This window comes from Paraburkholderia caribensis (assembly GCF_002902945.1).
Lineage (GTDB): Bacteria > Pseudomonadota > Gammaproteobacteria > Burkholderiales > Burkholderiaceae > Paraburkholderia > Paraburkholderia caribensis.
Genome location: NZ_CP026101.1, coordinates 1501245 through 1515848, shown reverse-complemented (window position 1 = coordinate 1515848; position 14604 = coordinate 1501245). Strand labels below are relative to the sequence as shown.

General features: G+C 63.5%; 14 protein-coding genes. 7 read left to right on the top strand and 7 right to left on the bottom strand.

Features of this window, described 5'->3' with window-relative positions; all coding sequences use genetic code 11:
* Positions 1 to 12 precede the first annotated feature (12 nt).
* From C2L66_RS06725 to C2L66_RS06705, 5 genes are all read right to left on the bottom strand, one after another.
* Positions 13 to 1509: an NCS1 family nucleobase:cation symporter-1 gene (locus tag C2L66_RS06725; RefSeq protein ID WP_054934502.1), complete on the bottom strand. Its 1497-nt coding sequence runs from the start codon at positions 1507 to 1509 to the stop codon at positions 13 to 15.
* Positions 1510 to 1903: 394 nt separating this feature from the next.
* The gene (locus tag C2L66_RS06720) at positions 1904 to 2620 is read right to left on the bottom strand and encodes a GntR family transcriptional regulator (protein WP_054934501.1); all 717 of its coding nucleotides are present in this window, start codon (positions 2618 to 2620) and stop codon (positions 1904 to 1906) included.
* Positions 2621 to 2948: 328 nt separating this feature from the next.
* Positions 2949 to 3875 (bottom strand): muramoyltetrapeptide carboxypeptidase, encoded by a 927-nt coding sequence (gene ldcA / locus C2L66_RS06715; RefSeq protein ID WP_060601226.1) that lies wholly within the window; start codon positions 3873 to 3875, stop codon positions 2949 to 2951.
* Positions 3876 to 3888: 13 nt separating this feature from the next.
* Entirely contained in the window at positions 3889 to 4467 is a 579-nt protein-coding gene (gene tadA / locus C2L66_RS06710) for a tRNA adenosine(34) deaminase TadA (RefSeq protein WP_224101588.1), read from the bottom strand.
* Between the two features lie 80 nt (positions 4468 to 4547).
* Positions 4548 to 4949, bottom strand: coding sequence for a DnaJ family domain-containing protein (locus C2L66_RS06705; protein WP_060602705.1), 402 nt, complete (start codon positions 4947 to 4949; stop codon positions 4548 to 4550).
* A 159-nt stretch (positions 4950 to 5108) separates the two neighbouring features.
* Here C2L66_RS06705 and C2L66_RS06700 point away from each other — a divergent pair, with 159 nt between their 5' ends.
* Both C2L66_RS06700 and C2L66_RS06695 read left to right on the top strand, forming a co-directional pair.
* Positions 5109 to 5345 carry a hypothetical protein gene (locus C2L66_RS06700; protein WP_060601229.1) on the top strand — a complete coding sequence of 79 codons (237 nt, stop codon included), beginning with the start codon at positions 5109 to 5111 and terminating at the stop codon, positions 5343 to 5345.
* A gap of 176 nt (positions 5346 to 5521) precedes the next feature.
* Positions 5522 to 6196, top strand: a complete 675-nt coding sequence (locus C2L66_RS06695) for an outer membrane lipoprotein (RefSeq protein WP_060601232.1) — start codon at positions 5522 to 5524, stop codon at positions 6194 to 6196.
* Between the two features lie 106 nt (positions 6197 to 6302).
* Here C2L66_RS06695 and C2L66_RS06690 read toward each other — a convergent pair whose 3' ends face one another.
* A complete protein-coding gene (locus C2L66_RS06690) occupies positions 6303 to 7121 on the bottom strand; it encodes a response regulator transcription factor (RefSeq protein WP_054934497.1) in 819 nt (272 codons plus the stop codon).
* Positions 7122 to 7305: 184 nt separating this feature from the next.
* Between C2L66_RS06690 and C2L66_RS06685 the strand changes: the two genes are divergently transcribed.
* Both C2L66_RS06685 and C2L66_RS06680 read left to right on the top strand, forming a co-directional pair.
* On the top strand, positions 7306 to 8151 hold the full coding sequence (locus C2L66_RS06685; RefSeq protein ID WP_060601234.1) for a carbon-nitrogen hydrolase family protein: 846 nt from the start codon (positions 7306 to 7308) through the stop codon (positions 8149 to 8151).
* 170 nt (positions 8152 to 8321) lie between these two features.
* Positions 8322 to 9662 (top strand): APC family permease, encoded by a 1341-nt coding sequence (locus C2L66_RS06680; protein WP_060601236.1) that lies wholly within the window; start codon positions 8322 to 8324, stop codon positions 9660 to 9662.
* 64 nt (positions 9663 to 9726) lie between these two features.
* On the opposite strand, the gene C2L66_RS06675 is transcribed toward C2L66_RS06680, so the two are convergent.
* Positions 9727 to 11268, bottom strand: a complete 1542-nt coding sequence (locus tag C2L66_RS06675) for a tetratricopeptide repeat protein (protein WP_060601239.1) — start codon at positions 11266 to 11268, stop codon at positions 9727 to 9729.
* Positions 11269 to 11533: 265 nt separating this feature from the next.
* On the opposite strand from C2L66_RS06675, the gene C2L66_RS06670 reads away from it, so the two are divergent.
* From C2L66_RS06670 to C2L66_RS42130, 3 genes are all read left to right on the top strand, one after another.
* Positions 11534 to 12745: a putative DNA modification/repair radical SAM protein gene (locus C2L66_RS06670; RefSeq protein ID WP_060601241.1), complete on the top strand. Its 1212-nt coding sequence runs from the start codon at positions 11534 to 11536 to the stop codon at positions 12743 to 12745.
* 15 nt (positions 12746 to 12760) lie between these two features.
* On the top strand, positions 12761 to 14221 hold the full coding sequence (locus tag C2L66_RS06665; protein WP_060601244.1) for a UdgX family uracil-DNA binding protein: 1461 nt from the start codon (positions 12761 to 12763) through the stop codon (positions 14219 to 14221).
* Positions 14222 to 14370: 149 nt separating this feature from the next.
* Positions 14371 to 14505 carry a hypothetical protein gene (locus C2L66_RS42130; RefSeq protein WP_257722136.1) on the top strand — a complete coding sequence of 45 codons (135 nt, stop codon included), beginning with the start codon at positions 14371 to 14373 and terminating at the stop codon, positions 14503 to 14505.
* Positions 14506 to 14604 lie beyond the last annotated feature (99 nt).

The following is a 14604-nucleotide window of genomic DNA, read 5'->3' as shown; positions in this document are numbered from 1 at the left end:
TTTGATGAACTCTTATGCACCGCGCGGCAGATCGCGAGCCAATACACTGTAGAACACTGCACCGAGTCCCGCACCGATGAACCACGAGAAGTTCGCGAGAGCGTTCAGCGACGGCACCATCACGCAGATCACCGCGATCACTGCAGCCGGCAGCAAGGCACCGACTGCACGATAGTTCACGCCATTGCGATACCAGTACGAACCCTTTTCCGACACCGTGTACAGATCGTCGAGCACGATCTTCTGACGCTTCACTAGGAAGAAATCGACGATCAGGATGCCGTACAAAGGTCCGATGAAGCTGCCAAGCACGTCGAGGGTGTAATGGATCACAGCCGGGTTGTTGAACAGGTTCCACGGCGTGATGAAAATCGATGCCACTGCAGCGAGCATGCCGCCTGCACGCCAGCTGATGAGCTTCGGCGCCACGTTCGAGAAGTCGAATGCGGGCGAAACGAAGTTCGCGACGATGTTGATGCCGATAGTCGCGATCGTGAACGTCAGTGCACCGAGAATCACGGCTGTCGGATAGTCGATGCGGCCCACCGTTTCGACGGGATCCGTAATGAGTTCGCCGAACACGGGCAGCGTCGCAGCCGTCGTGACGACCGTCACCAGCGAGAACGCGAGGAAGTTGACGGGCAAGCCCCAGAAGTTGCCGCGCTTGACGCTGCGGAAGCTCTTGCCATAACGCGAGAAGTCGCCGAAGTTCAACATCGGGCCGGAGAAGTACGACACCACGAGTGAGATCGCCGTGATCATCACCGGGATCACTTCCATGCCGTGATACTTCACGCCGCCCAGATTGATGCCGATGTTCTTCCAGCCCGCGCGCCAGATCATGTAACCAGCGAGGATGAACATCACCACGTACACGGCGGGACCCGCGAAGTCGATGAACTTCTTGATCGTCTCCATGCCGTTCCAGAACACGAGTGCCTGCAGCACCCACAGCAGCATGAAGCCGGCCCAGCCTATCGTCGACAGGCCCATGAAGCCGTGGTGATGCACATCTGCGTAGGGCAGCAGCTGTGGAAAGAACTTGAGCACGACGATCACGAGCGCGCTCGACGCGAGATACGTCTGGATGCCATACCACGCAACCGCAATCAGGCCGCGGATCACAGCGGGAACGTTGGCGCCCAGCACGCCGAAGGTCGCACGGCACGCAACGGGATACGGCACGCCGTTCTGCTGGCTCGGCTTGGCGATCATGTTGCACAGCACGTTGACAAGCGTAATGCCGACGAGCAGCGCGATCAGCACCTGCCAGCTCGTCAGCCCGAGCGCGAAGAGACTCCCCGCGAACACGTAACCGCCAACACTGTGCACGTCCGACATCCAGAACGCGAAGATGTTATAGGCGCCCCACGTCTGATGCTTCAACGGCGCGAGGTCTTCGTTGTAGAGGCGTTCGCTGTAGCCTGCGGGCAGCGCATGAGCGCCTTGTTCGCTGCTCTCGTAATCGGGGATTGCCGAACTATCCGGTGCTGCACTGAACTGAGCCATGGATTCCTCCTAAGATGGGAACGCCGACGGGAATCGACGAGCATTGCATCGTGTATGCCAGGCGCACGGCCGGCCCACTATGTGGCTGGCTCGCATGCGTATCGCTTACAGGTTGCCGCGGATGTCTCCGTACTTACGTACTTGTTTTGATGGCCCTGCGCACTTTCCGCGAATGCCTGCAGGGCTTCGCCGCGTGAGCGTGGCCGCCTGATGGGCGTCCCTCGCCGTACGGTCTTTCGGTCTCGACACGTGCCGGGTGCGGCGCGTATCGGATGGGGTAGCGATCGACGTTTGGGTCGACTTTCTGTTCAAGCTCCGTTCACTTCAGTGCAGCGCGCACCGCCAGCGAGCGCGGGCGTGCGTCAGGCTTGCACTTCGACAATCCATCAGCGTGTCAGCCGGCTGCGGCTCTGGGCGCGCGCGTGCCGAACACTTCGTGCAGATCGGTCCCACCGCTAGCTGGCCGATCCAGCATCTTCAACTCAACGCTCTGCAAGTGACGCGACATCAACGCGCCTGCTGTTTTCGCGTCGCCGGCGTCGAGCGCGGCGAGAATCGCTTCATGGTCTTCGAACGAACACGGGCTGCGGCCCAGCGATTCGTACAGCGCCGAGATCAGCGTCGAGCGCGCGACCAGGCCGTTCAGGCAATCGCACAGCACCGTATTGCCTGTCAACGACGCGAGCTCCGTATGGAACTCGCCCGACAGTCTGATCCACGCCGGAAAATCGCGCGATTCGAACGCCCTGCGCTCCCGCGCGATCATCCCGCCAATGTTCTTCAATCGCCGCGAGCCTTGGCTCGCGCAAATCTTGTCGACGACGGCCAGTTCGATGATCCGGCGCATCTCGAACACTTCATGCACTTCCTGCAGCGACGGACTCGCGACAAACGCGCCGCGGTTCGGCTCGAGGTCGACCAGGTGGTCAGTGGACAGCAGAGCCAGCGCCTGGCGGATCGGTCCGCGCTTGACGCCGAATACTTCGCACAACTGGGCTTCCGTCAATTTCGCGCCAGGCGCGAGCCGATGCTCGAGGATCGCGGCGCGGATGCGCTCGGCGATCGCTTCGGGTTTCGTACTGCTCGCGGTGGCGTTGGGTGTCTCGGACATGATGAGCTTGCTGTTATGGGGTCCATCTTAGGACGGACATAAATATTGTCAACAATTTTGCGGGTCGATTTACGACAATTCTGGTTTGGACTGCCGTGCTCAAAATGATCCCAAATCTGGCGAAGGCGTTGTCCCCGCTCGTTTTCAGCGCATCGGCGCAGTTCGATCGATCGCTGTCTTGCAGACTATTTTGTCAACAAAATCGGGGTTTGCGCTGACGTGACCGGATTAGGAGGTATCGGTGGAACTAGACCGTTAGTTGCATTCAATGCTGAAACACAAAGGCGAGTTGCCTCGCCTTCGCGGATGTGAAAGGGGAACGCAACCTTCAGTCGAGCACGGGATGCCCCGAAACCGTCAGCTTGAACCCACGCGCGCCCGCGACGAGCCGCGCTTCGGCGCCGACGGGCAGCGTGACCATATCGGGAATATGGCCAAACTGAAGGCCCGTCACGATCGGAATGCCGATCACCGACCTCACCTGCTCGACCATCGCGCGCAGATCGTAGCCGTTGTCGTAGTCGAATGGCTTGCCGCCCGAGAAATCGCCGAGCACGAGCGCCTGTTGCCGCTCCAGAATGCCCGCGAGATGCAGCTGATAGATCAGCCGCTCGATCCGGAACGGCTGCTCGTTCACGTCCTCGACAAACAGGATGCCGCCTTCCACAGGCGGCATGTAAGGCGAGCCGACCAGCGATGCGATCACGGCCAGATTGCCGCCCCACAGCGTGCCCGTCACGTCGAAGGTTTGCGACTGGGGGGCCGTGCTGGAGATCGTGAACGTCTCCGAAGTCAGCGCGTGCCAGAAATGCTTCATCGTGAAATCGCTGACGCTTTCGGCGCCGAAGTCGACGGCGAGCATCGGGCCGCCGAAGGTCTTCACGTTCGCCTGCGACAGCAGCGCCAGCTGCAGCGCCGTGAAATCGCTGTGGCCGCAAAAGGCGATCGGCTGGTCGCCCAGGCGGCGCTGCAAGCCGCGATAGTCGAGCCCATGCAGGAGCCGCACCGCGCCGTACCCGCCGCGCACGGCGAGCACGATATCGGGCAGTTCGCGCGATGGGTCCGCGAGACGATTGAGTTCAGCCGCGCGCTCGCCATCCGTGCCGGCGAACCGCTGAAAGCGCCGCTGCGTCGCGCTGACGTTCTCGACGTGATGCCCTTGCGCACGCAAGCGCTTCAGCGCGACATGAACCGCGTTCGGATCGTGTGGATAGCCGGAAGGCGCGATCAGTTCGATGGTGCGGTGCTTGGCCATATGAAGTGGCAAGTCAGTGGGTCGGGTTGGTGTCCGGGCGCGGATCGGCCGCGTCCGATGCATTGCTCGATGCGGCCGCAGCCCGTGCTTCCCGCGCGGCGCGCCGGCGGTCGGCGAAAAACGAGCGCAACGCGGCGCCACACTCGTCTGCGAGCACGCCGCCCGTCACGGTCGTGTGATGGTTCAGTTGCGGATTCGCGAACGCATCGACGACGCTGCCGCATGCACCCGTCTTCGGGTCGCGCGCGCCGTACACGACGCGTGCGATGCGCGCGTGCATGATCGCGCCCGCGCACATCAGGCAAGGCTCCAGCGTCACATAGAGCTCGCACCCCGGCAGCCGGTAATTTTCGAGCTTCTGCGCGGCGGCGCGCAGTGCGGCCATTTCGGCGTGCGCCGAAGGATCGTGGCCGCCGATGGGATGATTGAACCCCTTTGCGATCACTTCGTCGCCGCAGACCAGCACCGCGCCGACAGGCACCTCGCCGGCGGCGCGCGCCTCTTCGGCGGCAGCCTGCGCGAGCGCCATGAAGCGGCGATCGCGTTCGCTAATGGGGGCGGGTTCGGGCGTGTCGGCGTTCGCATCGCTCACGTTCGAGCAGAGTGCGCCGCCTGAATCTTCAGATGAAACGGAAACGGCAGACGGCAAAACAGCCGGCGCGGGGCCGGTGTTCACGCCGGCCCCGCGCCGGCGGCCGGCTCGTCCGCGACCCGCTCGTACAGGCGCTCCGCGATCCGGCGGCAGTACTCGCGCGGCATCACCATCGGCCCGCCGCGCAGCGATTCCAGTGCCATATCGAGAGCCAGCATCTTCGCTTGCAGGCGGCAGCGGCTGTTGCGGTCGCTGACGGCATCCAGTTCGTTTTGCAGATCGCGCAGCGCTCGCAATTGTTCGACGGCGGGCGGCACGAAGCCCGCATTCTTCAGAATGCGGTTCGCTACTCGAACTTCCTCGGGCACCAGGGCGTCGTCATCGAGAACCTGCGGCGCGCCGGTTCCCGGCAAATCATCGAACTCGCCGCGCGCAGCCGCGGCGGCAATCCGTTGTTCGACAAGTGCATCAAGCAATTTCATTTGCAGTCCACTACGTTGCGGCTCTGACATTTTATCAGGACGCTGCGAAATGGATTTGTCAGACGCCTAGAGGACACACCCAAGATTAGGATTTATCGTATTTGCTGGCATTCCAGGCGCAGATATGGTTGTCGGCTTTTCAGATCTTCCGGCCCCGTCATGTCCCATCGAAATACCACTCCCGCCATCGTCTCGATTCAGCAGAAGCGCGCCGCCGCCCGCCGCTCGCGGATGCCGGGCGCGATTCGCCGCCGCGTCGGCTGGTACGCGACGATGTTTGTAACGGGCGTCGCACTGTCGCTGGCGTTGTCCGGCTGCGGCGTGTTTTGCAATGTCGGCGGGGGCAGCGGCGGCGTTGGCGGCAGCTGCGGCGTCGGCACCGGTTTTCGCTTCTGACTTCACTTGTCACGCGATCGTCTGACCCACCTCCGGCCCGCGCCTCACTGTGTCGCCAGGCGTTTTTATCGGACGCGCAATTTACATACTGTTACGCAGGCCGCGCATCACGAGCGATGCGCGTTTCCCTATACTCGTCGCGGCCACACCCGGTGGCATCACGACAATCACGTAACATGACCCACACACGTTTTGCTCGCCCTCTCGTTCGAACGACGCTGATCGCGCTCTGCGTGACGCTGCCGCTCGCCGGCTGCGTCGTCCCTGGCAATTCGCCGTATGGCGCGAGTTATGGCTCGACGTACGCCACGCAACCGGCCTACGCACAACCGGCGCAACCCGTCTATTCGCAGCCCGGCTACGTGCAGCAGCCGCAGTATCAGCAGCCTTATCAACAGCCCTATCAGCAGCCGTATGCGCAGCAGCCGCAGTATCAACAGCCCGGCTCCGATCAGTCAGACTGGCAAAACGGCCAGGCATATCAGCAGCCGCAACAGGGCTATGGCGAGCAATACGGTGTCGTCTCGTCGATCCAACCGCTTGCGAATCCCGGCGCCGTGACGGCGGGCGGTGTGGCGGGCACGGTGATCGGCGCGGTGGTCGGCGGCGTGATCGGCAACCAGTTCGGGCGCGGCCACGGACGCGATGCGGCGACTGCGATCGGCGTGCTGGGCGGCGCCGTCGCGGGCAACCAGCTGGGGCAGCAGGCGGGCGCGTCGTCGCCGGGCGGCTACCGCATTTCGGTGCAACTGAACGACGGCTCCGTGCGCGCTTTCGATGTCGGCTCACCCGGCGACTTGCATCCTGGTGATCGCGTGCGTGTCGCGGGCAACCGGCTCGACCGCTATTGAGCCGCCTGCGCCGTCACCAGACCACGAACTCGACGCACGCCCGCGCGGCTAGCACCGTGCGCCGCGCGCTGCTTCGATCACGAGCAATCGAAGCAGCGCGCGAAATTCACTCCGGTTCGACCGTTCTTCCCGGCTCGTAAAACATCGCAAACAGTTCGGACTGCGATCCGACGCCGAGCTTCGCGTAGATGTGCTTCTTGTGCGCGCGCACCGTTTCGAACGAGATCGACAGTTTCTCCGCGATCGCGCGCGACGAGAAGCCGCTTAGCGACAGCATCGCCACTTCGATCTCGCGTGCGGTCAATGCGCCGCGCCCGTTCTTGCCCGTCAGCATGCCGAAGCGCGCGTGCAGATCCGCCTCATCGTTCCCGGCCGCGCGCGGCTCTTCTTCGCCGACGAATTTCTCGAAGCGCAAGCGCTGCTGCATCAACGCGAGCACCCACGGCGAATACAACGTGAGCAACGCGGTCTCGCGCTCGTCGTAACGGCTCGTCTTGCCGAGCGAGAAGCCCATAGTGTGATCGCGATCGATCACGACATTGAAATGCACCTCGTCGCCGACGATATTCTTCTTGAAGTAGCGCTGGTAGTACTCGGTCATCCGGAAGTTGTCGGGCGCGACGTCGGCGAGCGTGTAGAAGCCCGACGCCTGCGTTTCGAACGCGGCAAGATAAAACGGATCGAGCTGGTAGAGCGCGGCCAGATAATCCTGGAACATCAGGTCGATCTTGCCGTCGGGCATGGCCTGCTCGGCGAGCACGAGCGGCGCGGCATCGCGCTTGAAGCGCAGCGCAACCCAGCTGTCGAAACCGATGTGCCGTTCGAGCACCCGCGTCAGCCGCGCCCAGAAATGCGGACCATCGAGGGCGTCGATGGCCGAGCCGATCTCCCGGTGAAAAGCGAGATCTCGCCATTCGAAGTCCATCGTGTCCTCCGGTGAGGGTAACCCTCGTGGGTAATTTCAGGACAAAAATAATACCCTGATAATCGGCCTCACTACGAGAGCGGGCGGCGCACGCACCGTTCCGCGCGGCACGAGAATCGCAGGCAATACGGATGCGCGACGCACACCGCGCACCGCTGAAAGGCATCTGGAAGGAGGCAACACCATGCAGGTAGAACTGGCGCAACTCACGCTGATCGACGGCGTCGTCGCGCACAACACGCGCAAGGTCGTCGAGACGATCGGAAGCGCCGACGCAGCGGGCGGCACGAAACTGATCGTGTTCCCCGAAACCACGCTGTCGGGCTTTCCGACGCGCGAGAACGTCGCCGACGTCGCGCAGACGCTCGATGGCCCCGCCCTGTCCGCCGTGCGCGACGCGGCCCGGCAACAAGGCGTAGCCGTCGCAGTAGGCCTCGCCGAACGTGACGGCAAGCAGTTCTACAACACGACAGTGCTCGTCGACGAACGCGGTGACATCGTGCTGCGCTATCGCAAGACGCATCTGTGGGCATCGGATGTAGGCGTGTTCACGCCGGGCGACCGCTTCGAGACCTGCGTGTGGAACGGCCTGACGGTGGGCTTGCTGATCTGCTACGACATCGAATTTCCCGAATCGGCGCGCGCCGTCGCCGCGCTCGACGCCGATCTGCTGATCGTCACCAACGGCAACATGGACCCGTTCGGCCCCGTGCATCGACGCGCAATCACAGCGCGCGCAATGGAAAACCAGATGTTCGCGCTGATGGTGAACCGCTGCGGTTCCGGCGACGACAATCTGACGTTCCCCGGCCTCTCCGCACTGATCGATCCGTTCGGGGAAACCGTGCTCGAACTGGGTGGCGACGAGACGGTGACGAAGGCCACCGTCGATTTCAAGCGGCTCGAAGCGAGTCGCGAGCACTACAACTATCTGCACGACGCACGCGTGCCGCTTGGCCTCGTGCCCGTCGAACAGTCGAACGGCCATCGCGCGCTGATGGTCGAAGCGCGCCGCCGCCGCACCGACTGAACGCTTTTTTTAGCAGTCTGTCCGGACGCACCGCACGGGGCCGAGCGCGCCCTGCGCGGGCGCGCCCACGCCCGTCGAAATGCCAGCCGTACGGCGAGTGCCCGGCACCATAAGGCATCCAGAAGACATCCATATCGGCCATCGCTATCGGCCTGGCTTTAGGAGAAATCATGCAAGCGTCGTCATCCCATGAACCGTCGCACCTGAAGCGCACGCTCGGCTTGCCGTCCGTGTTGCTGTTCGGTCTCGCCTATATGGCGCCGCTGATCGTCTACGGCACCTACGGCGTACTCGCCAAGGCCAGCGACGACACAGCCGCCCTCGCCTATCTGCTCGCGCTGATCGCGATCGCCTTCACGGCGCTCAGCTACGGCAAGCTCGCGCGCCTCTTCCCCGTCGCCGGCTCGGCGTACACGTACACGCGCAAGACCTTCAACGCGCACCTGGGCTTCCTGATCGGCTGGGCGACGCTGCTCGACTATTTCTTCCTGCCGATGGTGATCTGGCTGATCGGCGCCGCGTATCTGAACGCGGCGTTTCCGCATGTGCCGTCGTGGATCTGGATCGTCGCGTTCATCGTGCTGACCAGCGGGCTGAACATCGTCGGGATCGAGCTGGCTGCGCGTTTCAATATCGTGCTGATGGTCGTGCAACTGGCGATCGTCGCGATGTTCGTCGCCTTGTGCTGGCACTATGCATCGGCGGCGGCCGGGCCGGGCGGCATCGCGATGGCCGAACCGTTCTTCAAGCCGCATGTGCCGCTCGGCGCGACGATGGCGGGCGCCGCGATTGCCGCCTATTCGTATCTCGGCTTCGATGCCGTGTCGACGCTGACGGAAGAAACCATCGATCCGAAGAAGAACATGCCGCGCGCCATCCTGCTGATCGCGCTGATCGGCGGCGCGATTTTCGTGATTGCCGCGTACACGATGCAGCTGGCGCACCCCGGCGTCGAGTTCAAGGACACGGACTCGGCCGCGTTCGAAGTCGCGAAGATGATCGGCGGCGATATTTTCGTGACCGTGTTTCTCGCGGGGCTGATTCTCGCGCAGTTCGCATCGGGCATCTCGGCGCAGGCGAGCGTCGGCCGTCTGCTGTATGCGATGGGCCGCGATGAAATCCTGCCGAAGCGTTTTTTCGGCTACATCCATCCGCGCTTCAAGACGCCGGCGATCAACATCGCGATTGCGGGCATCGTCGGATTGATCGCGCTGAAGCTCGATGTGGCCACGTCGACGTCGTTCATCAACTTCGGCGCGTTCCTCGCGTTCACGGCCGTCAACCTGTGCGTGATTCGCGTGTATCTGTCGGGCAATCATGGCGAGCGCAAGATCGGCCTGCTCGGCGGACTGGTGTTTCCGCTGATCGGCGCGGTGGCCGATATCTGGCTGCTCGCGAGCCTCGAAAAGACGGCGCTCGTGCTCGGCGCGGCGTGGTTCGTGCTGGGTATCGCGTATCTGTGCTGGATCACGCGCCTGTTCCGCCAGGCGCCGCCCGAAGTGGCGATCTGAACGAATAGCGTGCGAGAAAACGCGGCGCATACAATGCGCCGCGTTTCGCTTTGTGTTCTGCCATTTATGCGCGCGCCGGAAATTCCGCTTCCAGCGCGTCGATCAGATTCGACAGCACGTCGACCCAGTTGCCGCGCTCCGACTGATTGAAGAGCCGCATGCCGGGATACCAGGGGCTATCCGTGCGCTCACGCAGCCACCGCCAGCATCCCGCGTAGCGATTGAGCAGCCACACGCGCTTGCCCATCGCGGCGGCGAGATGCGCGACCGATGTATCGACCGCGATCACCAGATCGAGCGGCTCGACGAGCGCTGCCGTGTCGGCGAAATCCGCGATCTCGTTCATCCAGTCGGTCACGTTGGGACGGGGCACGCAAGCGAGTTCCTTCGACGCATCGTCTGCCTTCTGCAAGCTGATCCACTGTGCGCGCGGCCATGCAAGCAGCCGCTCGATCTGCGCAGGCGCGATGCTGCGCATCCTGTCCATATGCGCGTTGATCTTGCCGCCCGCCCACACCATGCCGATGCGCGGCACACCTTGCGGCGCGACGTCCGCGAGACGCGCGCGCCAGTACGCGGCGCGCTGCGGGTCGGCGCGCAGATAGCGCGACGGCGCCGAGCCGAGGTTCTGCAAGCCGATGCCGAGCGCCATCGGCAGCGAAAGCATCGGCGAATAGCAGTCCCAGTCGCGCCAGTCGGAGGGCACGTCGTCCACCAGTCGCAACTGCGGATAGCGCTCGCCGAACGAATCCTCGAAGAGCCGCCGCAGCGGCTTGGGGCAGTTGAAGCCGATTGTCGAGAAACGGTCGAGCGTGAGCGGAAAGAAGCGGCTGAACTGCAACGCATCGCCGAGTCCCTGCTCGTACACGATGAACAGCCGCGCGTCGCGGGTCGGGGCAGCGTCACCCAGCCATTGCGGCACGGGCCATTCAGCCGGCCGCGCGCCGCGCTCGCCGCGATTGTTGCCGAGCGCGGCCCAGCGATATTCGAAATGCGGCCATGCTTCTTCGTATCGCCCGGCCGCAAGCATCATATGGCCGATATTGCTGCGTGCTTCGAGATTCGACGGATCGAGTTCATACGCGCGCCCGTGATGCACGATCGCCGCTTCGACGTCGCCGAGCGCGTTCAGCACGAGACCGAGGTTGTTGTGCGCGCCGGAGTGCGCCGGATTCGTTGCGATCACGCTGCGATACGCGTGCTCTGCCGCTTCCATGTCGTCGTTGAGTTGCAGCGCGACGCCGAGATTGAAGGCGAGAATCGATGTATCGATCGACACGGACGGCTCGCTGCGCGCGAGATCGAGGCCGCGTTGCGCGCTCGCCGCGCCCTCGGCGAGCGCGCCCGACCGAATCTGCACGACGCTCAGACTGTTGTAGAAGATGGGATCGGGCCGCACGCGCAGCGCCTGTTCGATCCAGTGCGCCGCGCCGCCCGGCTCTTTCGCTTCGAGCGCGACGAGGCCGCGCAGATGCAGCGCGGCGGCGTGCCCGGGATGCGCTTGCAGGACACCGTTCAGATATGCACGCGCCACGTCGTGGTCACCCGCGACAAAGGCTTGCTCGGCTGCCGCGTACCGCTCGTCGATATCTGGCTGGGATGTCATTCGATCATGTCCTTCACCGCGAAAAAACGGAGGCTTCGAACCGTCGATACGTCGATTCGTCGATTCGGCCCCGGCGGCGGCAATGATTGCACTGTGCCGCTGGCGAGCTGTGAAGTTATGTAACGGCAGAAGCCAACGTGATTCCCCTTATCCAATGAAAATAGGACAAAACCGCGACGGCCGCGGGGTTTGCGTCGATACATGCCTTGTAGACCACGCGCGACGGCGTAGAATACTGTACGCATATACAGTATCGTCGTCTGCTATGGAACTGCTCAAAAAGCTCGAAATACTCGCCGACGCGGCTAAATACGACGCGTCGTGTGCGAGCAGCGGCGCGCCGCAGCGCAATTCGCGCGGCGCGGACGGGCTCGGCGCGAGCACGGGCGCGGGCATCTGCCACAGCTTCACGCCCGACGGCCGCTGCGTGTCGCTGCTGAAAATCCTGCTGACCAATTTTTGCCTGTACGACTGTCAGTATTGCGTGAACCGCCGCACGAGCAATGTGCCGCGCGCGCGTTTCACGCCCGAGGAAGTCGTGAGCCTCACGCTCGACTTCTACCGGCGTAATTACATCGACGGGTTGTTTCTCAGCTCCGGCGTGATCCGCTCATCGAACTACACGATGGAGCAACTGGTGCGCGTCGCACGGTCGTTGCGCGAAGTCCATCTGTTTCGCGGCTATATCCATCTGAAGACGATTCCCGACGCCGACCCGGAACTGATCGCGCAAGCGGGCCGTTACGCGGATCGCCTGAGCGTCAATATCGAACTGCCGACCGAAATCAGTCTGGAACGGCTCGCGCCCGAGAAAAGCGCGCGCACGATCCGCCTCGCCATGAGCTCGATCCGGCTAGCCAGCGACGAAGCCGGGAGCGACGCGAAAGCGCCGCGCTTCTCGCCGGCTGGGCAAAGCACGCAGATGATCGTCGGCGCGGACGACACCAGCGACAGCACGATCCTGCAAACGGCTGAGACGCTATACGGCGCTTACCGGCTCAAGCGCGTCTACTACTCAGCGTTCAGCCCCATTCCCGACAGTCCGACCGCGCTGCCGGCCCAGGCGCCGCCGCTGTTGCGCGAGCATCGCCTGTATCAGGCGGATTTTCTGCTGCGCGGTTACGGCTTTCGCGTCGACGAACTGTTCGACACACCGGGCAATCTCGCGCTCGACATCGATCCGAAGCTCGCGTGGGCGCTGAATCATCGGGAGCGCTTTCCCGTCGATCTGAATCGCGCCAGCGCACGCATGATCGCCCGCGTGCCGGGCATCGGCATGCGTAACGCAAAGCGTCTGGTGGAACTGCGGCGCTCGCGGCGCATCCGCTATCAGGATCTCGTGCAACTGCGCTGTTCGATGGACAAGACGCGGCCATTCGTCGTAACAGCCGACTATCGTCCTGCACATGCCGACCTGTCGACGCAGCGCTTACGCCACGCGCTGACGCCGCCGCCGACACAGTTGTCGCTGCTTTGACGCGGGCGCGAGCGCATGCAGATCATCTCGATCGACGACGACTATCAGGCGTGGCGTGAAGCCGCGTTACAGGCGCTTGCGAGCCGCATGGCGCCCGAGGATATCGACTGGCGTGTGATTGCCGACGACGATCGCGCAGCCACGCCCGCCTTGTTCGACGATCGCGCGCGCGTGCCGCGCGCGGCAGTGGCGCCCGCCAAGGTGCGCATTTCTCGCGAACTCGGCGAACTGCTGAAGGACGCGGCATGCTATCGCGACACGGCACGCTGGGCGTTTCTCTACCGCGTGCTGTGGCGATGGCATGACGGTGACCGCTCGGTCGCGTCCGCCGCCGATTGCGACGGCGCGCGTCTGTACAAGATGGCCAAGGCCGTGCGACGCGCGAAGCACGACATGATCGCCTATGTCCGGTTCCGGCTGCGGGAGCCGGGCAACGATGTGCCTGCGCCCGATCAGCCCGAATATGTCGCCTGGTATGAGCCGGAACACGATGTGCTCGCGTGGTCGGCCGAACATTTCGCGCGCCGCATGGGTCGTTCGACGTGGCTCATCTCGACGCCCGATGCCGCCGCGTGGTGGGATGGCAAAAACTTGCGGCTCGAACACCGCCCTGCGTCATCCAGCGATCATTGCAGGCACACCGCCGATGAGGCCGAAGCACTCTGGCTCGCTTACTACCGCAGCACGTTCAATCCCGCCCGCCTGAACGAGACGGCGCTCGAACAGCACATGCCCGTGCGCTTCTGGAAAGGATTGCCCGAAGGCCGCCTGATTCCGTCGATGATCAGTGAAGCGAAGAGCGGCGCGCAACGGATCGCGCAGGCTCGCGGCGTCGGCATGCTGGGCGGCAAGAGCGTGCCCGTCGATGCACATGACGCGCAACCGGCGCGTGCGCAGCCATCGACGCTCGACGCTTGCCGGCGCTGCGAGCTGTGGCGGCACGCGACGCAAGCTGTCGACGGCATCGGTCCCGACGACGCACGCATCATGCTGATCGGCGAGCAGCCCGGCGATCAGGAAGATCTCGCGGGCAAGCCGTTTATCGGGCCAGCCGGACGCTTACTCGATGCGGCGATCGAGCGCGCGGGGTTACGGCGCGAGCATCTTTATCTGACCAACGCCGTCAAGCACTTCAAGTGGATGCTGCGCGGCAAGCGGCGCCTGCACAAGACGGCGGCGCAGCAGGAGATCGAGGCGTGCGGCTACTGGCTCCAACGCGAACTGGAGCGCGTGACGCCTGCCGTCGTCGTCACGTTGGGCGCGACCGCTTTGACTGCGCTGCTGCGCGAGAAAGTCAGCTTGCGCGATTGGCTCGACCGGCCAATCGAGGTCGACGGCATGCGGGTGATCGCGACGTATCACCCGTCGTTCGCGTTGCGGCAGGAGCATGACGAGGCGCGCGAGCGCGTGCTGGATGCGATCGCTTCTGCGCTGGCGCGGGCGCGTGATCTGGCTGACGCAGAGCGGGAACGGTAGCGGGCATTGGGCATCGGGCTGGTGTTTCACCATCAAGCGAACGCGGCGAGCGCAGCGCTGACGCGTCCCTATTCTTGAAACATCAACAGAGCGCCACTCGACACCATCTGAATCGCGCCTGTTACCACCTTCAACGACAGGAGCGCATCATGTTTGCCTACTTCCTTCTCAGCCAGTTCAGCCACTGGCTTCGTTTCGTGGACAAGCCGCGTTGCGGCGCATTTCTCGCAGCATCCGTCGATCTCGAAGAGCTAGGCAAGCACGCGCAACGATACGATCGATAACTCGAATCTCCACGATTTGCCACCGCGAAGAGTCGACGCAAAAAAAGCCCGCTGACGCGGGCTTTTGAACATTCTGATGCTTGCAGGTTTCGGTACGTT